The 18,263-nt window shown below is 66.3% G+C and carries 15 protein-coding genes; all 15 read right to left on the bottom strand.

Annotated elements, in window-relative coordinates:
• Nucleotides 1-192: 192 nt before the first annotated feature.
• A complete protein-coding gene (locus E5679_RS15595) occupies nt 193-1,191 on the bottom strand; it encodes an aldo/keto reductase family protein (RefSeq protein ID WP_138417503.1) in 999 nt (332 codons plus the stop codon).
• A gap of 123 nt (nt 1,192-1,314) precedes the next feature.
• Nucleotides 1,315-3,564 carry a glycoside hydrolase family 31 protein gene (locus E5679_RS15590; RefSeq protein ID WP_138417501.1) on the bottom strand — a complete coding sequence of 750 codons (2,250 nt, stop codon included), beginning with the start codon at nt 3,562-3,564 and terminating at the stop codon, nt 1,315-1,317.
• A complete protein-coding gene (locus tag E5679_RS15585) occupies nt 3,561-4,739 on the bottom strand; it encodes a glycoside hydrolase family 15 protein (RefSeq protein ID WP_138417499.1) in 1,179 nt (392 codons plus the stop codon). The genes E5679_RS15590 and E5679_RS15585 overlap by 4 nt, the downstream gene beginning before the upstream one ends.
• Nucleotides 4,740-4,819: 80 nt before the next feature.
• Nucleotides 4,820-6,067, bottom strand: a complete 1,248-nt coding sequence (locus tag E5679_RS15580) for an ABC transporter substrate-binding protein (protein ID WP_138417497.1) — start codon at nt 6,065-6,067, stop codon at nt 4,820-4,822.
• A gap of 58 nt (nt 6,068-6,125) precedes the next feature.
• Nucleotides 6,126-6,911: a carbohydrate ABC transporter permease gene (locus E5679_RS15575; RefSeq protein WP_212746979.1), complete on the bottom strand. Its 786-nt coding sequence runs from the start codon at nt 6,909-6,911 to the stop codon at nt 6,126-6,128.
• Between the two features lie 22 nt (nt 6,912-6,933).
• Nucleotides 6,934-7,887, bottom strand: coding sequence for a carbohydrate ABC transporter permease (locus tag E5679_RS15570; RefSeq protein WP_138417493.1), 954 nt, complete (start codon nt 7,885-7,887; stop codon nt 6,934-6,936).
• Nucleotides 7,884-9,101, bottom strand: coding sequence for an ROK family transcriptional regulator (locus tag E5679_RS15565; protein ID WP_138417491.1), 1,218 nt, complete (start codon nt 9,099-9,101; stop codon nt 7,884-7,886). The genes E5679_RS15570 and E5679_RS15565 overlap by 4 nt, the downstream gene beginning before the upstream one ends.
• A gap of 328 nt (nt 9,102-9,429) precedes the next feature.
• Nucleotides 9,430-10,791, bottom strand: a complete 1,362-nt coding sequence (locus E5679_RS15560; protein ID WP_138417489.1) for an Nramp family divalent metal transporter — start codon at nt 10,789-10,791, stop codon at nt 9,430-9,432.
• 159 nt (nt 10,792-10,950) lie between these two features.
• Nucleotides 10,951-11,781, bottom strand: a complete 831-nt coding sequence (locus E5679_RS15555) for an endonuclease/exonuclease/phosphatase family protein (RefSeq protein ID WP_138417487.1) — start codon at nt 11,779-11,781, stop codon at nt 10,951-10,953.
• Nucleotides 11,782-11,855: 74 nt separating this feature from the next.
• Complete coding sequence (locus tag E5679_RS15550; RefSeq protein WP_138417485.1) at nt 11,856-13,088, bottom strand: MFS transporter; 1,233 nt, start codon at nt 13,086-13,088, stop codon at nt 11,856-11,858.
• Between the two features lie 34 nt (nt 13,089-13,122).
• The gene (locus tag E5679_RS15545; protein WP_138417483.1) at nt 13,123-14,799 is read right to left on the bottom strand and encodes an amidohydrolase; all 1,677 of its coding nucleotides are present in this window, start codon (nt 14,797-14,799) and stop codon (nt 13,123-13,125) included.
• Between the two features lie 167 nt (nt 14,800-14,966).
• Entirely contained in the window at nt 14,967-15,731 is a 765-nt protein-coding gene (locus E5679_RS15540; RefSeq protein WP_138417481.1) for an SDR family NAD(P)-dependent oxidoreductase, read from the bottom strand.
• 1 nt (nt 15,732) lies between these two features.
• Nucleotides 15,733-17,043 (bottom strand): aspartate aminotransferase family protein, encoded by a 1,311-nt coding sequence (locus tag E5679_RS15535; RefSeq protein ID WP_138417479.1) that lies wholly within the window; start codon nt 17,041-17,043, stop codon nt 15,733-15,735.
• 47 nt (nt 17,044-17,090) lie between these two features.
• Nucleotides 17,091-18,116: a phosphotransferase enzyme family protein gene (locus E5679_RS15530; protein ID WP_138417477.1), complete on the bottom strand. Its 1,026-nt coding sequence runs from the start codon at nt 18,114-18,116 to the stop codon at nt 17,091-17,093.
• The gene (locus E5679_RS21445; RefSeq protein WP_275092557.1) at nt 18,113-18,247 is read right to left on the bottom strand and encodes a hypothetical protein; all 135 of its coding nucleotides are present in this window, start codon (nt 18,245-18,247) and stop codon (nt 18,113-18,115) included. Before E5679_RS21445 ends, E5679_RS15530 begins: the two co-directional genes overlap by 4 nt.
• Between the last annotated feature and the right edge of the window lie 16 nt (nt 18,248-18,263).

Here is an 18,263-nt window from a genome sequence, read left to right as displayed (position 1 = left end):
TGTGGTGCAACGGCTTGGGTCCGACTCAGGCGCTGCAACGCTGCCGGGACCGGGACCGCGTTCAACGGACCCGTGCTCGGGGTTGACGATCCCGCCCTTGATTCCGGTGCCGCCGATGCCGATCCCGATGGTGAAAGGCTTGATTCTCGCCCCGACTGGGAATTTGCTTCCGATCACTATTTCTGGCCAGTGTCAGATCCGCTTCGGCAAAGACAGGACCTTGGCGGGGCTCCGTTCCACGCAGTCCCCGAGTACGGCGTCGACTTGCTCGACAAGGGCCGGGTCGAGTCTCTTGCCGGCCGCTTGGAGGCTGTCCCTGAGCTGTTCGGGCTTGGACGCCCCAACGATGGCGGCAGAGACGCTCTGTCTCCGTAGCACCCAGGCAATCGCAAATGCTGCCATCGACATGCCCGCGGCGTCCGCGAGAGGGCGCAGATCTTGCACGCGGTCGAGCACTTCAGGGCGCATATAGGGTTCGTCGGTCTTGAGGGTGCCGTCATCGGCGGCGAATCTGGATGAGGCCGGTCCACGCGAATTGCGAAGGTATTTTCCGGTCAGGACCCCCTGCGCCAATGGGGACCAGACGATCTGGCCGAGTCCGACTTCTTCGCATACCGGCATGATCTCCGGCTCGATGACGCGCCAGAGCATGTTGTACTGCGGTTGGTTTGAGACGAGCTGGATTCCGAGTCCTCTTGCGAGGGCTGCGCCGCGCCGGATCTCGTCAGCCTTCCACTCCGACACCCCGATGTAGTGGGCCTTGCCTGCGTGGACGATGTCGGCGAAGGCCTGCATCGTCTCTTCGAGGGGCGTCTCGTAGTCGTAGCGGTGCGCTTGGTAAACATCGACATAGTCGGTCCGGAGGCGGCGGAGCGAGCCGTTGATGGACTCCATCATGTGTTTACGGGAGAGGCCCCGGTCGTTCTTTCCCTCGCCGGTGGGGAAGTAGACCTTGGTGAGAATCTCGACGCCCTCGCGCCGGACGCCGCTGAGCGCCGTTCCAAGAGCGGTCTCCGCGCGAGTGCCGGCATAGGTGTCGGCGGTGTCGAATGTGGTGACACCGAGGTCGAGGGCGGTCCGGACGCATGCCGTGGCCATGTCCTGGTCGATCTGCTCGCCGTGGGTGACCCAGTTGCCGTACGCGATTTCGCTCACGTACAGGCCTGAGCGCCCGAGCTTTCTGTACTCCATGGTCCTCTCATCCGGGTCGGTGCAGGCGGACGGACAACAACGGGATGACTGGTCGTCTGGTCGTCCCGGAAATGCGGGAGGCGTGCTCGGGGCGTCGGATATGCGCTCCGAGCACGCCGTCCCTCATTCGGCCCGGAAGATCTTCTTCATCTCAGGCCAAGCGCTCTCTCTTGAGAACACCGGGACGCGTCCAAGCGGCGCTTGGGTCGTGACCTCCAGCTTTCCCTGGTGGCGCTGGCCGGACCACACGTCCACCCATTCGCCCTCCGGAAGGTAGGTCGTCCATTGGGTTGCCCCTTCTTCCGTGACGGGTGAGACCAGGAGGTCTTCGCCGAGCATCCATTGGAGAGGACGTTCCCACACCCCTGGGTCCGAGGGGTGGTCGAAGAAGAGCGGCTTCATCAGAGGCGTTCCGTGTTCGATGCTGGCTCTCGCTTGGTGCGCCAGATAGGGGATGAGCCGTTCGCGCAGATGGGTCAGTTCGCGGAAGATCGGGATCACACGATCGTCTCCGGTTCGCTCCTGGATGTTCCAAGGAGTCCTGTCATGCGAAGGTTTGCGGTGGTGGTTGAACTCTGAGTGGTACTGCATGATCGGCACGAATGCCGCGGCTTCTGCAGATCGGAGGTAGAGTTCGGCGGTCGGGATCTCCCCGGAGAAGCCTGCGAAGTCCCAGCCCCAATAGAGGATCCCGCTCGAGCCAGCAGAGAGGCCGGCGTAGAGGGACCATCTGAAGGCGTCCCAGCTCGAGTTCTCGTCTCCGGCCCAGAAGGCACCGTGTGCCTGGGACCCTGTGAATCCGGCTCTGCTGAACGTCACGGGCGCCTTGCCGGCCGATTCGAGCAGGTCACCGTAAGCGCGGGCGTATGCGACAGGGAAGAGGTTGTTTGCCTCGTCGCCTCTCCGGCCGTTGAGATATTGCAGATCGCGGCCCCAAGCGTGCTCACCACCGTCTGTCTTGAAGCCGTCGATGCCGACTTCTTCGACGAGGTAGCGCCGCTTCTCGGTCCACCATCGTGCAGCCTCTGCATCCGTGAGGTCGGGCATGAGGGCGAGGGGGAACCACCAGCCGCGGTTCCTGTATGGTCGCAGGGTTCCATCGGGCGCCTGCTCGAGGATGACCCTTCCCTCACGCACTGCCGCGTCTGCGTCGAAGCGGGCTTGCCCTTTGGGGTGGGGGCGCATCTTCAGCAGAGGGATCTGCCAGAGCACGACTCGGACATCACGGTCGTGGAGCTCGTCAACCATCCCCTTGGGGTCCGGCCATGCGCCCTCTGCTGGGAAGGTGAAGTCGGCGAGACTGAGCGGTGAGCCGTCTTCCGTCGGGTTGTACTGGGCGTCCCGGAACGCGGTGAAGGTGGACTCATCGCTCCACGCTTCGATGACGACGACGCCGACCGGGATGTCGGTTCTCCGATGGAGGTCCATCTGGCGCATGACTTCTGCTTGCGTGTTCCATTCGTTGCCGCTGGCCCAGAGCTTGAACACCCACTCCGGAAGCTCTTTGGGGCGCCCGACGCGGTCGAGGAACTGGGTCAGTACCTCGGACGGGGATCCGTCGAAGAACCTGACGGTCAGCAGCACCGCTTCAGGATCGGCGGTTTCGTCGAGGTCGGCTTCGACGATGAGCCGCTCGGGGGTGCTGGCGGCGATGTCGAACCATGTGCGGCGGCTGGTGTCCACATGGAATCCCCATCCCTCGCCTCCGACCACGTGCGCGAAAGGCATGGGCAGGTAGGTGCGGCGGTGCTGTCCTTGGCTCTTGTACTGCTCGAAGACAACAGCGTCGAGCTTCCTGCCGGTGTGATCCAGTGCGTCATAGCGCTCCCCGAAGCCAGTGACGCGCTCAGCTGCCGCCAGCGGGAGGGCGAAGCGCACACGTACCGGCGAGCCTCCAGAATGAAGAATCTCGACGCTGTCGCCCAGGACGCGGCTACGGCCCTCGACCTGCAGGGCAGTGGCCGACTTCGTCCAGGTCGCCGGACGAAAGGCGAACCAGCGCGTGCTCTGGGTTTCGCCTGATTCTGTGAGGCCTGTGAATCTGTAGCGGTATTCGGTCTCGCCGTCGAGGCCTGAGATGGTCGTCTGCCATCCGCTGCTCGCACGAGCCAGGCGTGCCTGAGCGGAAGCGAGGTGGCCGCCGTCGATAATCTGCCCACGAGAAGCGGTGGCGACCCTCTCCGCAGGAGTGGCGGAGGCCGCCGCGTGGCCGTCAGGACCGATCTCCTGGACTTCGCAGGAGACCTCCGTGATGTCGGGGGACGTCCGGACCCCAAGGCGGACCTGCTGCCCAGCGATCGGGCGGATGGGGCTGCGTTGATCGGTGTCGTCCGTGTAGGGATGCCCTGAACCGTAGGGCCGGTGGCGGATCATGCGCCATCCTCTCGGTGTCTTGGAGTGCTCGGTTGAGGTGTGAGACGGAGTTCTGCTGCGAGTCGGAGGAACATCGCGTGGCTCCATAGCAGCGGGTCTGCAGGACGGCCCCATCTTTCGACCCATTGGGCGTAGTACTCAGGGGCCAAGAGCTGCCAGTCGACCTGTTCGGGGATGCTGCCGTCCGCGCCGGCGGTGCTCACCACCCAGTCCAGGATCTGGCGGGCACGCTCGCCGTGACCGGCAGCTGCATGGGCGAGGCCGAGGAAGCAGCTCAGGAGAGGCCACTGCCCGCCGCCGTAGTAGGTGTCGCCCGCGTAGCGGTAGGCGCCCTCACCGACGGTGATGCGGGCCTCGATGACATCGACGGTCAGAGCGGCGATGCTTTCTCGCGCGTTCAGGACCGCCAAGGGTGCGATGAGCGCGAGGAGGCTGGCGTCGACCTCCTCGGTTCCGATCCACTTGGTCAGGTGTCCGGCCCTGACCCCTTGGGATTGGATGAAGCTCGTGATGTCCTCGGCAGTGGTGCGGGCGGCCAGGGCCTGACCCTCCGGGAGTATGCCGGTGGCCGCGATGGCGCGCAGGCCCGCGGCGATGCAGCCAAGGGTCGAGACGTGGACGTGCTCGGCGTGCTCCTCCCACCAATCGAAGCACGGCCGACTCCAGGAACTGCACAGGTACTCCACGCTGAGACGGACGGCTGTTCCCCATCTGCTCAGGTCGGTTCCGAAGCGGCCATGATGCTGGGCAAGGGCCCACAGCCAGGTCCCATAGCCGTCAAGCTGGAAGTCCCACCAGTCGTCGCTGCCTTCCTCTCCGGTGAGCGTGTACCGGGTGGGGAGCATGGCGGTGTCAGGGGCCGGGGTGCCGTTCTTGGCCTGTTCGACGATGCCGCTGATCTGCTGCTCACGCTCTTCTATCACTCGGGCGCACCAGTCGAAGAACGCCTCGGCCGAGTCTGCATGGCCGACCGCGGACATGGCGTCGGCGATGAAGGACCCGTCGCGGAACCAGCAGTAGCCTGCGTAGGCCGAGAAGCCCGGCGATGCCGGGTAGGCGCCCGTGCTGGACTGCTGTTGGAGGATCAGCGTGATGCTCGCATCGACGAGCTCCTGGATCCGGATGAGGGAATCCGGGGTGGACTCAACCGCGCGTCGCGCCTGTTCTGCCGTCATGGGGTTCTTTCGTCTGGTGGGGCGGGCCTCCGGAGGATCTGGCGACCCGCCCAGCTGCCAGGGGACTCTGTCGGCGCTCGCTACTGCTTCAGGAGCGCATTGACCTGGTCGGCCGCGGACCTGAGGGCATCGGCCGCGCTGGAGCGCTTGGCGGCGACTTCACCGAGGGCATTGGTGATGATGTCGGTCATCTTCTGCTGGTTCTCGCCGATCGACGGTGGCAGGACCACGCTGTTGAGGGCGTCGAAGACAGCCTGACGGTTCGCGGGCTTGCCCTGGTTCAAGTACGGCTTGAGCGCCGACTCGTCCGATGTCGGGGGAAGCTCCCACCCTGCGCTGATGCGGGTCTGGGCCATCACCTGCGAGCTCGAGAGGTATCCGGCCCACTTCTGGGCCGCCTCCTTGTTCTTCGAGGCGGCCGACACTGCGACCGCGTTGGAGAACATCGCGCTGGCCTTCTTCGCGTCGCCTGGCTCGACCGCGATGTCCCAGTCCTTCGGGGCGTCCGCGAAGCTGCTTGCAACCCAGATGCCGCTGTGCAGCATCGCGAGCTTGCCGTCCTTGAAGAGCTTCGTATCGAAGTCCGGGGTCCCCGCCCCTTGAGCAGGCGTCGGCATAGTGGTCCCGCTCTTCTCGGCGAGCCACTGAGCCGCCTTGACCCCCTCCGGGGAGTTGAAGGCGACTGACTTGCCGTCGTCGTTCAGGAACTTGCCACCGGCCTGTGCGACGGCCTTGTAGAACTCGTAGAACGTGATGTTCTGGAAGTCCCCGAAGACCCCTCCGGCAGGGTTGGCGAGCTTCTGTGCGGCCGCGGCCTCATCTGCCCACGTCCAGCTCGAATTCGGGTAGGGAAGGTGGGCTGCGTCGAAGAGTGCCTTGTTGTAGTACAGGACCACATCGGAGAACGAGGTCGGCAGAGCGTACTGTTTGCCGTCTGACTCGTAGGACTGAAGCAGCGAGGGCCGGTACTTGGAAGCATCCACGCCGTCGAGCGGCGCGACGGTCCCGTTCGCGACATAGGACTTCAGGTTCGCGTACTCGATGTCGAATGTGTCGGCCTGGGTTCCTGCCGCGAGGTCTGTCTGGAGGGTGGTCGCGTACTCCTTGTAGGGGAGCGTCGTGACTTGGACAGTGATGTTCGGGTTCTCCTTCTCGAAGGCCTGAACGATCGTGTCGAGGTTCTTCTCATTTCCACCGTTGGAGATGAAGTTTGTGTACTTGATCGTGACCTTGTCCCCGGAAGCGGTTCCTTGGCCACCGGCATTGCACCCGGCGAGAGCCAGCGCAGCGGTGGCAGCTATGCAGAGCACGGCCAGTGGTTTCTTCATGATGATGTCTCCGTTGATCTGTGAGGGGGAGGGGAGTGGTGTGTTGTCGGCCGGGAAGTCACTTGAATCCGGTGCCGGCGACGCCTTGGACGATGTACTTCTGTGCGAATACGTAGAGGGCGAGCATCGGGAGGATGCTCACGACGGAGCCCGCCATGACGATGTCCCATTGGGTTGTGTACTGGCCTTGAAGGGCGGCGAGGGCAACTGGGAGGGTCTTCAATGCTGGGGTGCGCAGGATGATGAGCGGCCAGAGGAAGCTGTTCCAGCTGTTCAGGAATGTGAACACGGCCAAGGTCGCCAGTGCCGGCCGAATCAGGGGCAGGATGATCTGGACGAAGATCCGGAAATGTCCGGCTCCATCGATCGTTGCTGCCTGGTCCAGGTCGAAGGGGATCGAGTTCATCGCCTGCCTGAGCAGGAACACGCCGAATGCGCTGGCGATACCGGGGAGGAAGACTCCGAGGTAAGTGTCGATGAGCCCCAGGCTTTTCATCTCCACGAATAGCGGGACGACCAGCACCTGCATCGGGATCATCATGGTGGCCAGGTAGACCGAGAAGATCACACCGCGGCCCTTGAACGGCATCCTGGAGAACACGTAGGCGGCCAAAGATGCGGTCGCGAGCTGTGCCGCCGCCGTCGCGAGAGCCAAGAGCAGGCTGTTGAGGACGACCCGCCCGAAGGGAAGGCGGTCGAAGAGCGCCTGATAGGCGGATGCAGAGGGGTTTTCTGGGACAAGGGAAGGCGTCGCCGAAAGCCCAGCACCTGGACTGATGGAGGTTACGAGCGCCCACACGAACGGGAAGACCATCGCTGCAGCGCCGGCGACGAGGACCGCCAACAGCGCCGCGTTAGCGAGCCGCTTACGCATAATTCACCCACCGCTTCTGGAGCCGGACCTGGATGAGCGTGATGACGAGGATGACCGCGAAGAGCATCCATGACAGAGCCGACGCCATTCCAGCCTGGCCGAACCTGAACGTCAGGTCGTAGATCTGTTGGACGACCACCTGGGAGGAGTTGTTCGGCCCTCCTCCGGTCATCGCATAGACCTGATCGAAGACTTGGAACCCGTTGATCAGCGAAAGCACGAGGACGAAGAAGCTGGAGGGGGACAGCATGGGCAAGGTGATGCTGAACAGCCGCCGCCAAGGGCCCGCGCCGTCGACCCGGGCGGCCTCGTACAGCTCCTCGGGGATGGCCTGGAGGCCAGCCAGGAGGATGACCATGATGAATCCGAGGTCCTTCCACACAGAAGCCAAGATGATTGAAGGCAAGGACCAGACGGGATCGGTCCACCATCCCGGGCCCTGGATCCCGATGAGGTGCAGGAGCCAGTTGATGAGCCCGGTGTCGGGGTTCAGGAGCCAGCGCCAGACCAGCGCGACGACGATCCAGCTCGTGACCACAGGCAGGAAGTAGATTCCGCGCAGCAGGGACCGGCCTGGAACCTTGGTGTTCAGAGCCAACGCCGCAGCGAGGCCCGCCGCGTAGGCGAGCGGTAGGTACCCCACGATGTAGTAGAGGGTGTGCAGGAAGGCGTTCCTGGTGGCCGGATCGGCCAGCAGCTGCTGGTAGTTCTCCAGACCGACCCACTTCATCGAGCCGATCAGGTTCCAGCGCGTCAGGCTGATCCATAAGGCGGCGATCATTGGGCCGACCGTGAATGCCATCAGAGGAATCGCACTGGGAAGGAGGAACAGCGCGACGGTGGCCGCATATCGCAGCCGGCGAGTTCGCCGGGTGGGATTTCGGGGAAGAGCCTCGGTCGCCTTGCGCTCAGCCGAACGGTCCTTCCGGGCCAGGATCGATGTCATGATGCAGCCTCCGTTGCTGACGATCCAGTCATGAGGCGGGCTCGGACCCGCCGTCCCTGCTCCCCGAAGGTCCCTGCGACATCGAACGGGGTTGAAGCGACCAGAGCTGCTGCCCCCCGTGCCCATGCTTCGTCCTCCCAGTCCTCGACGATCACTGGGATTGCGCGACGGTCGACGGTGATGCCCGCGCGCAGGGCTTGCTCGAACGGAATGCTCCAGTGGGTCCACGCCTTGGTGCCTTCGCCGCTGATGATCACGACTTCCGGGTCGATGAACTGCACGAGACTGGCGACAACCTCGCCGAGCTTGGATGCGGCCAAGGCGTAGATTGCGCGAGCGTTCGGATTGCCAGAGTCCGCAGCCCGCTGGAGCTGGGCCATCTCTCCACCGGCGGGAACCACGCCCGCACCGCGCGCCTTGCCGAGCAGTGCCTTCTCTCCCGCCAGTGCTTCGATGCACCCACGCTTGCCGCATGTGCACAGGGGGCCGTCGGACAACGCAGTGATGTGCCCGATCTCGCCGGCGCCTCCACGGCTTCCGCGAACCACTTCGCCGCCGACTACCACACCGGCGCCGACGCCCTCCCCGATGGTGATGACCAGGAAGTTCTCATGCTCGCGACCGGCGCCGTAGAGCCGCTCCGCCACGGCAAGTGCGTTGACGTTGTTCTCGACAAGGACCGGAACGTCGAGCTCACGGGCCATCAGGGCACCGAGCGGGGCTTGGCGCCAACCAAGCATCCCCGAATCCACCACCCCAGTTCCCGTCGCGTCCACGGCGCCGGGAACACCTACTCCAATCCCGAGGATCGGCTCGTCTCGGCCGTCTCCAATGAAAGCTCTGACCAAACCGACGAGGTCGCTGAGGAAGGTGACAGAGGCTGCGTCGAAACGGAGCGTCACCGCTCGAACGACAGAGCCGTCGAGTTCGGTCTCGACGAGGGCGACATGGTCGTGGGACACCTTCAGGCCCACGCTCCGCAGGGCGGTCGAGGCAACTCCCAGAAGCCTTCCAGGCCGTCCGCCACTGGAGGTGGAGGTTTCGAGTTCACGCACCAGGCCCTCGGCCATGAGCTGCTTCACCGTCTGGGACACGAGCGCCGGGGAAAGGCCGAGGGCCCGTGCCAGATCGGCCCGAGAGGCCCCGCCGGACGTTCCCAAATGGGCGAGCATCGCCGCTCTCGTGACGTCGGCGTCACCACCTGATCGGTTCATTGGCTTCCTTTGTTCAGCACTTCATAAAGTCTAAAACTATGTGCTGGATCACGTCAATGGAAGGGCTTACCGGCGCGCTGGCGGGAGGACCGACCCGGCTATGGGAGCCGGCTCACAAGGGTGGAGGGTGCGCCGAACGAGGCAAGCGCACACCGGGCCCGCTCATGACGGCCCTGACCGTCGCGGTCGTGGAGGCCACCGAGGAGCTCGCCGACCTCTTCCACAGTCCGCCAACGAAACTGGCGGTGGTGGAGCTGAATGGGTTACGGGCGCGACGCCGTGCCAGGCTAGGGCGATCGCTCCCGACTTGAAGCCCGAGTGCGTCCGGTCAGGATCCCTGTCCTGTAATCGTGGTCCACACGCCGACCGCGCCCGCGACGGCCATGATCGCAGCCGTTGCCCACCCGATGCTGGCGGCGACCCCGCCGTTGACGTAGTTGCCCATGATCTTCCGGTCTCCCGAGACGAGCATGATGACGATCAGGAATGGGGCCGCAGCGATGCCATTGACGACGGCGACGAAGACCAGCAGCCCGATCGGATCGCTCAGGGTGACGGCGAGGACGATCCCGCCGATGATCCCGACGCCGAGCAGGCTGTAGAAGACTCGGGCGTTGCGGGGTTTGTGGTCGAAGCCCCATCTGGTGCCGAGCAGGCCTGCGAGCCCCACCGAGGCGGAACCGGCGAGGACAGGGACGGCGAGGAAGCCGGTGCCGATGAACCCAATGGAGAAGAGCGCCTTCGCGGCTGGCCCGGCGATGGGCTCGAGGGCTCGCGCCGCGTCGGCGGCGCTGCCGATCTGGGTCCCGTTCTTCCCCAGGGTCGCGGCGGTGGCGGCCATGATCGCGAACATGACGAGGACCGAGAAGCCCATCCCGGCGAAGACATCAGCACGCGCGCCGTGAAGCTTCTGTCGAGCCAAGCGGTCGTCCCGGTCCGGCAGGGCGACGGGCCTGTGGCCGCCGAGGTCCTCGGAGCGCATCTCCTCCACGCGGTGGGCGGTCTGCCAGAAGAACAGGTAGGGGGAGATGGTCGTCCCCAGCACCGCGACGAGCAGGCCTAGGTATTCCCAGCTCCACCGGAATTGGATGCCCGAGAGCCCTGCCAGGACGTCGGCCCAATCGACGTTGGCGACGAAGAGAACTCCGACGTAGGCCAGCAGTGCCAGGCACAGCCATTTGAAGACCTTCGCGATGACGGCGAATGACCCTGTCATCAGCGTCACTGCGATGGCGACTCCGGCGACTGCGGCCCAGAGGTGGTCCGGTCCGGCGCCGAGGAGCTCCATGCCCTGCCCGATGGCCATCAGGTCTGCGGCGATGTTGAGGGTGTTGGCGATCAGCAGCGCCACAACGAGGATGCCGATGACGATCCGGGGCTTGCGGGTGAACTTCCGTCGGATCAGGGTCCCGAGGCTCTCGCCTGTGGCCAGGGCGGTCCTGTCGCAGATTTCCTGGACCCCGGCCATCATCGGCAGCGTCACCGGTGCGGTCCAGAGCATCCCGTTGGCGAAGGTCGCCCCAGCTTGGGCGTAGGTCGCCACTCCGGACGGGTCGTCGTCGGCCGCTCCGGTCACGAGGCCAGGCCCGAGCAGCCTCAGGTAACGCCAGATCCGCCCCTTACGTACAGTCTCCTGGCTGACTGGCTGCTGCTGCAGACTGCTGCCGCTACTGCCCGCTACTTCCGCCACCAATGGCCTCCTCCGCCAACCCCCTCCCCACCCGGTGGTTACCCGCCCGAAGGAGCTGCAAGCAGAGAAAGCTTCTCCTGCAGCGTCCGGGAGGCCTCGCGGCGCGGTCTCTGACGGGGCGCCAGGGACCCGAGAGGCGGGGAGCTGCGTCACGCGCCTTCAGTAGCGGACGTCAGCCTGCACGGCGTAATGGTCCGACGGGTAAACGCCCTGAAACGGAGCGGTCCCCAGGAGGGACGCGTTGCGGGGATGCCCGGCTCCGCCGCGCCGAGGAGCGGCCGTGAAGACGTAGTCGATCCGACGATCCGGCCATAACAATGGAGTGGCCCAAGGGTTCGCGTTGGACCACGTACAGCCCCTGCGCCCGCAGCCGACGACGTCCCAGGCATCGTAGAACGAGAGTCCGGGAGCGGGAGCTGTGGTGCGGCCCGTGATCATTCGGATCTCATCGCTCTCGGGGTCGGCGTTGAAGTCCCCGCACACGACAAGCGGGATCAGGCTGTCCTGGACCTCGCGGAGGTGGGTGAGCAAGGCGCGTACGGCGTTCTGGCGTGCCGCGCTCTCATCGAACCACCACGCGTCCATGACCGCGCCGTAGACCTGAATCGGCCCGCGCGGGCCCTCGACGTCGGCGCACAGAACGCGAAGAGCCCCGAAGGTAAGGCTGGATGTCGTCTTCAGAGGCCACCGCGACATGATGGCTACCCCGGAGAGCGCGGTCTCATCCTCCTCCGCCCGAATGCCGCTGAAGGCGTGGTACGGCATATCGAGGGGCGCGGACAGCCGCTCGCATTGGCTGTCCGCTTCGCTAGCCCAGGATTCCGTCAGGACGATGACGTCAGGGCGGGCATTTGCCAAAGTAGCGGAGATGGCCAGCTCACGCTCCTGCCACGGACCGTACAGCCCCCACACGTTCCACGTGACGATTCGAGCAGTCGTCTCGATCAACGGACCGTACGAGTGCGGCGGGACGTCCAGGTCGCGTGCCATGCACTCATGCTCCGCGCCGCACCCGGAATGTTCCAGCCTCCAGGAATGGGCAGGCTGGGTGGACAGACACCTTCTTAGACGCCCGCCACGCCCGCGCTCGAAGGCTCATCCGAGGGCGTCTGAGCGGACGCTTTGGCGTTCTTGGACTGGATTGCCATGGCTCCGATGAGGGAGAGGACGACCGCGGCGATGGCGGTGGCGAGCATCGTGGTAAACCCGCCCGAGGACTGGATGAGCACGCCGCTGAGGAGGGGCCCGATCGCGAACCCGGAGCCGATCATGAGGTTGGTCGTGTTCATCACGTGCCCTCCGCCGCCGAGTCCGGAGAGCGAGGAGAGAAGGTACGGCAGGATGAAAGTCCAGGCGAACTTGAAGACCATGGCTGCAATGGCGAACTGTACGAGTCCCGGCGCCCCGAACAGGAGGGCAACGCTGATGCCGAGGCCGAGGTAGCCTCCGAGGAGGAAGATCGTGCGGTGGCGGGTGTCTCCGAGGACCGTGGCCACAAGGGAGGAGATGATGCCCGGAATCGTGGCGAGTGCGAGGACGATGCTGGCCGCTGAGAGCCCGATCCCGGCGGAGCCGGCGATCTGTGCCATGAAGGACCAGACGCCGCTGAGGCCGATGTAGAACAGGAGCACAGCGGCCAATCCGATGGCGAACTTGCCGCGGTGGATGCTGGCAGCCGGTGCGGGAACGCCGCCCGTGGCGGCGGGGGCGTTGCGGCGGAGCGCTTCCCCGTCGATCAGACGGACGAACGGGAGGCAGCAAACCGCGAGGCCTGCGAGGGTCCAGTAGATGGCGCCCACGGACGCTTCGGCGAAGAGCAGGGGGAAGACGGAGAGGATGATCGCGCCCATGATCAGCTGGAAGACAACGAAGATGCCGAATGCCCGGCTGGGGTTCGAGGTCTTTCCGCTGAGCGTCAGGAGGATCACGGTGATCGAGCCTGCGGCGAGGGCGGTCACGACCCGCAGGGCGACGAGGAGTGCGAAGCTGGTCATGAAGCCGGACACGAGGTTCCCGGCGATGACGATTGCGGTGAAGACGTAGGTCGCTTTCACGAGGTTGACGCGCCGGAGCCAGAGGTAGGCGGGTACCGTCGCGAGGCTGAACGAGCCGAGCTCGAGTGAGAACAGGGTGCCGAGCTCTGTCGGGGTGAGCCCGAACTGCTGGACGAGCTTGCCGCCGATCACGGGGGCGATGAGCAGGACCGTGTAGAGCACGGCGCTGAAGACAGCGATGAAAGTGTAGATCGCGCGGTCCGAGCCCGTTTTCGGGCGCACGGAAGCAGAGCGAGTGGACATGGGGGTCCTTTCGAACAGTGGGGTGAGGGTCCTTCTAGTGGGTGACGACGGCGGAGGACAGCTGGGCCTCGTCGTACACCTTGCGCCCGGCGAACCAGGTCTGGCGGGCTCGGAGGCTGCGCACGCCGTCGATGGGGATCTCGTAGGGGTCGGCGGAGAGCACGATGAAGTCGGCGGATTTGCCGGGGGTGAGGGAGCCGGTGACGTTGGCAAGGCCCATGGCCTCGGCCGAGTCGGTGGTGTAGGCGCGGATGGCCTCTCGGAGCGTGATGGCCTGCTCGGGCCACAAGGTGCCCGGGAACTGCCCGCTCGGATCCTGGCGGGTGACGAGACCGTAGATGGCCTCCCATGCGTTGGGCGAGACGCTGACGGGCCAGTCGGATCCACCTGCCAGCCGGGCACCGGCGTCGAGCAGCGCCCGGTTGGGCTGCATCTTCGATGCACGCTCTGCGGGGAGCACGGTGGCGATGGCCTCGGAGATGACGCCAGGGAACCAGAGAGAGGGGGAGATGTCTGCAATGACGTCGAGTTCGGCGAAGCGGGGGATGTCGTCGGCGTGGACGAACTGGCCGTGGGCGATGTGGTATCTGGGCGAGGTGAAGCCAGCTGCCCGGAGCTTCGCCACAGTGTCGAGCACGAGTCGGACCGAGGCGTCCCCAGTGCAGTGGATCTTGGCCGAGATGCCGCGCTTGGCGGTGCTGAAGAGCCAGGCCTCCAGCTCATCCGGCCGCATGGTGGTCGAACCGCAATGGCACTTGGGGAATCCGGCGCTTTCAAGGTAGGGCTCGAGGAAAGCGCCGGTTCCGGCTGGCGGGACCCCGTCGAGGAAGATCTTGATGAAGTCCGGCCGGTGGTGCTCGGAGCGGGTCTCCTCACGGTGATCGATGATGCCCTCGCCGAGCGGGGTGGTGCCGAAGATGAAGTCGTTCGCCTGCATCGAGGTGACCACCCAAGCGTCCAGTCTTCCGTCGTCGTCGAGTTCCTTCAGGGCGCGCATGGTCTGGAGCGAGGCGGCGGCGTCCTGGAAGCCGGTGATGCCGTAGGAGTGGAGGATCTCGATGCCCCGGGCCGCGGCGCGTGACTGGGCTTCCGGGGTCATGGGACGGAGTTCCGCCAGGGTCCGCTCGATGAGGACGCCGCCGGCTTCGATGAGGACGCCGGTGGGTGTGCCCGCGGCATCGCGCAGGATCTGGCCCCCGTCCGGGTCAACCGTGCCGGCGCGGATGCCGGCGAGTTCGAGGGCCCGGGAGTTCGCCCAGCGGTTGTGCTTGGAGTCGTCCTTCAGGAGGGCTGGTCGCCCTCCGGTGGCGGCGTCGAGGCGGGAAAGTGCCTCGGGCGTGTTGATCTCGCCCAGGAGTCCCGAGCCCCAGCTGCCGCCGATGACCCAGCCGTCGGCGGGCAGTCCGGCGGCGTAGTCGGCGATCGTCTCGAGGAGGCCCGTCAGGTCGAGGGTCGGCGGGGCGTCGAGCTCGAACAGGTCCATGTGCCCGGCCAGAAAGAAGTGGTTGTGCACATCGAACAGGCCCGGCATGACGTAGGCGCCCTCGAGGTCGACGACCTCGGTGCCGGCGCCGCGGAGTCGGAGTGCCTCTTGGCCGAGGGCGGCGACCCTCCCGTCGACGATGGCCACCGCGTCCGTGCGGGGAATCCCGTAGTCGAGGGTCTCGATGGTGCCGTTGACCAGCAACAGCCCGGCTTCGGAACGGAGCATCTTTACCTCCTGCAGCATGGCAGATCACACCTTTCTTCGAAGATAGAAGTTCGCCCTCGCCACGCCTTGACCTGAGGCGAAGGAATGTTGTCCTTCAGCGCAGAGTTCGAGCACGGCGGCCTTCCTGCACTCAGCAGCCGGAGTCGAAGGCTGCAGCGGCACCGACGTCAGGCCGGGAACGATGAGCGGGCGGTGTAGCCGAAGTCCATGAGCAGGTTCAGTCCGTTGAGGGACCTGGACTCAGGGGCGGAGAGGAAGAGCACGGTCCGGGCCACGTCGTCAGGGGAGTTCACCGGATAGGCGGCGTCCTGGAAGCTCTCGACTCCCAGTCCGCGCCGGGCCATGGGGGTGTCGACGATGGACGGGCAGACGCTGTTGACCCGGATGCAGTGCTCGTCGAAGAGTTCGTATGAGAGCGCTCGGGTCAGCTGCACGAGGGCGCCCTTGGAGGCGTTGTAGGCGAGCATCCCGGGCACGGCGACGAACCCCGAGTCCGAGCCGACCATGGTCACGGACGCGCTCGGGGACTGGGCCAGCAGCGGCACGGCGCACTTGACGGCATGGAAGACGCCCAGGACGTTGACGTCGAGCACCTCTCGGAACCCTTCGGATGTGACATCGGTGAGCGAGGCTCCCATCTCGCCCTCGATCCCGGCGCTGGTCACCAGCGTGTCCAGGCCGCCCAATGCACAGGCGAGGCCCGAGATCGCCGAGGCGAGGTCCTCTTCGTCGCTGACGTCCGCGGCCCGGGCGTGCACAGGCTGCGAATCGGCCTGGAGGGGCCCGGCCAAGGCTGACTCGATGCTTCGCTGGGTCCTGCTCACGATGCCGACGTGGGCGCCCGAGGCGAGGAACTGCGCCGCGACTGCGAGCCCGATGCCGGAGGCCCCTCCGGTGACTATCACCCGCCGGCCGTCCATTGATGCCGCCATCTCAGCCCCGTCGGCTCGTCGCGAGCGACTCGTCCGCGGCAAGGGCATCCGAGAGTGTCTCGAGCAGCAGCGCGGCCTCGCCGGGCTCTATCGCCATGGGCGGGCGCATCTTGAGGACGTTGTCGTTGCGGCCGATCCTGCTGATGAGGACGTTCCGGGCGCGCACCGACTCGACGATCTCCCTGGTCCTTCCAGGATCGGGCTGGGCGTCGGCTTCGTCCGCGGGCCTGTCCATGACCTCGAACCCGAAGAAGAGCCCCTTGCCCTTGGCCGGGCCGATCCAGGGGTGGCTGCGGCGCAGTTCGGTGAGCGCGCTGCGGATGGTTCCTGCCATCGAGCGGGCCCGGTCGATGAGGCCCTCCTCGGCCAGGACGTCCAGGACGGCCTGGCCTGCGGCGGCGGAGACGGGGTTCCCTCCGAAGGTGTTGAAGTACATGTTCCGGGGCCCGAACTCGTCCAGCAGAGCGGATGGGAGTGCGACGCCGCCGATCGGGTGCCCGTTGCCCATCGGCTTTCCCATGGTCACCAGGTCGGGGACGATGCCGTGGTTCTGGTGCCCCCAGAAGGCGGTGCCGGTGCGTCCGAAACCGGACTGGACCTCGTCGGCGATGACCAGGCCACCGGCCCTGCGGACGCGTTCGGCGAGCCCGCTGACGTACCCGTCCGGGACCCTGTTGAGCCCTTCGGTGGAGAAGAGCGAGTCGAACAGGACCGCGGCGACGCCGTGGCCGGCGTCCTGCAGCGAGGCGATCGCCCGGTCGACTTCGGCCAGGCCCGCAGCGAGCACCTCCCCTTCCTCACGGGCGGCGTCGGCGCCATCCAGGTCCGGGATGCGGATGGGGCGCACGTGCGCGCCCAGGCCCTCGTGGGCGGTGAGGCCGGTGGTCGCTGCTGCCAGGGCCTGGGTGTGGCCGTGGTAGCTGAAGTCGGAGATCAAGAGCCCCCGGCTTCCGGAGTGCTGGTTCGCGATGCGCAGCGCGAGGTCGTTGGACTCGGAGCCGCTGTTGGTGAAGATGATCCGGTCGAGGGGCTCATCGAGGGTGGCGAGCAGGTTCTCGGCGTAGTCCACGACCCGGTCGTTGAGGTAGCGGGTGTGGATGTTCAGCGTCGCGGCCTGCCTGGCGATGGCTTCGACGACGCGGGGGTGGGCGTGGCCGACGTGGGGGACGTTGTTGTAGCCGTCGAGGTAGCGCTGGCCGTCGGCGGCGGTGAGCCAGACGCGTTCTGCCCTGACGAATTCGAGCGGCTGGGAGTAGAACAGGGGGCTGTAGGGGCCCAGAGTCTGGTATCGGCGGTGCAGGAGGTCTTCCATGCTTCCTCTTCTTCTGGTCTCGGTTCCGGGGATGGTGCTCGTGGTTGCTATAGGCGCAGCGGCAGGTCAGGCCATCCCGTCCGCCCCGTAGCGAGGTAGTTGCGGGCGGCCGCGGCGACCCGCGGCAGGAGCTCTCCGAGGTGGAACGCCGTGGCCTGCTCGTCGGGCCGCTCGACCGACCAGCCCAGATAGGTCAGCGCCCGGGCGAGCAGGAGCGGGTGCCATGCCAGCGCGTCCTCGGGCCCGAGCGGGCGCTCTGCGGTGTATCCGGCCACCACGTGGCGGATCATCCCTTCGGCTTCGGGGTGGTTGGTGAAGAAGAAGGAGGCCGTTGCCAGATCGAAGAGGTACCAGCCCTCGCCCATGTCGTCGAAGTCGATGACGATCAGGCCGGCCTTGTCCCGCAGGATGTTCTCCATCGTCAGGTCGCCGTGGATGGGGCCGAACGCCTTCGATGACCGCCCGAGCGCGGCGAGGTCCTCGGCGAGCCGCTCCTCCGCGGTGCGCAGGAGCTGCCGGGCGGCGTCGTCGAGCGAGGGCAGCTCGCTCGCGCGCCCCCAGAGAGGGCGGTCGCCGACGAGTCCTTCGGCGTCCCACGCGGGCCGCTCGTAGCCTTCCGGGGTTCCGGTGCGCTCCGCGCAGCGGTGCATGAGCGCGATGAGCCGGCCTAGCTCGCGGAGGGTGCTGCCGTCGGGTCCCCGTCCTCCGAGATACACCTGGGCCGAGTCGCCGATGGGGCGGGCATCGGGAACCCACTGCTGCAGGGTCGCCTGATAGGTCTCCCTCCCGCTGGAGACATGGGCGATGTGGGAGCCGGACTGCGACCGGATGGGGGAGGGGACCCGCACGCCCGCCGCGGCCATGAGCTCGCATACGAGCGCTTCGGATTCGATTTCGCGGTCGGTGCGGTAGCCGGGGCGGTGCAGCTTGAGCGCCCACTCGCTCCCACCGTCGGCGACGCGGAACACGTGGTTCTCCCGGCGCTTCACGAAGGCGATGAGCGCATCGGGGGCGCAGCCGAACGCGGTCGCCGCCTGGCGGGCCAGGAGGTCCTCGGTCTCGAGCGTGATCACGCGCCCACCTCCGCTGCATCGGCGTAGGCGGCGGGATTGCGCCTGCGGATCACCCCAGCCGCGGCGAGGCCCGGGACGCCGAGGGCGTTCCCGGCCAAGCGGGAAGGTCCCGGATCTTTCTCACTCATCATGTGACTCTCCTCACAG

Origin of the sequence: Sinomonas gamaensis (assembly GCF_005876955.1) — a bacterium.
GTDB lineage: Bacteria > Actinomycetota > Actinomycetes > Actinomycetales > Micrococcaceae > Sinomonas > Sinomonas gamaensis.
This window is presented reverse-complemented; position numbering and strand designations above follow the sequence as displayed.

Bases quoted from the DNA above. Each gene is read 5' to 3' on its own strand.
- E5679_RS15555 (WP_138417487.1), bottom strand. From the start codon at position 11,781: ATGGCACGCGACCTGGACGTCCCGCCGCACTCGTACGGTCCGTTGATC.
- E5679_RS15580 (WP_138417497.1), bottom strand. From the start codon at position 6,067: ATGAAGAAACCACTGGCCGTGCTCTGCATAGCTGCCACCGCTGCGCTG.
- E5679_RS15550 (WP_138417485.1), bottom strand. From the start codon at position 13,088: ATGTCCACTCGCTCTGCTTCCGTGCGCCCGAAAACGGGCTCGGACCGC.
- E5679_RS15535 (WP_138417479.1), bottom strand. From the start codon at position 17,043: ATGGAAGACCTCCTGCACCGCCGATACCAGACTCTGGGCCCCTACAGC.
- E5679_RS15585 (WP_138417499.1), bottom strand. From the start codon at position 4,739: ATGACGGCAGAACAGGCGCGACGCGCGGTTGAGTCCACCCCGGATTCC.
- E5679_RS15590 (WP_138417501.1), bottom strand. From the start codon at position 3,564: ATGATCCGCCACCGGCCCTACGGTTCAGGGCATCCCTACACGGACGAC.
- E5679_RS15540 (WP_138417481.1), bottom strand. From the start codon at position 15,731: ATGGCGGCATCAATGGACGGCCGGCGGGTGATAGTCACCGGAGGGGCC.
- E5679_RS15565 (WP_138417491.1), bottom strand. From the start codon at position 9,101: ATGAACCGATCAGGTGGTGACGCCGACGTCACGAGAGCGGCGATGCTC.
- E5679_RS21445 (WP_275092557.1), bottom strand. From the start codon at position 18,247: ATGATGAGTGAGAAAGATCCGGGACCTTCCCGCTTGGCCGGGAACGCC.
- E5679_RS15545 (WP_138417483.1), bottom strand. From the start codon at position 14,799: ATGCTCCGTTCCGAAGCCGGGCTGTTGCTGGTCAACGGCACCATCGAG.
- E5679_RS15570 (WP_138417493.1), bottom strand. From the start codon at position 7,887: ATGACATCGATCCTGGCCCGGAAGGACCGTTCGGCTGAGCGCAAGGCG.
- E5679_RS15595 (WP_138417503.1), bottom strand. From the start codon at position 1,191: ATGGAGTACAGAAAGCTCGGGCGCTCAGGCCTGTACGTGAGCGAAATC.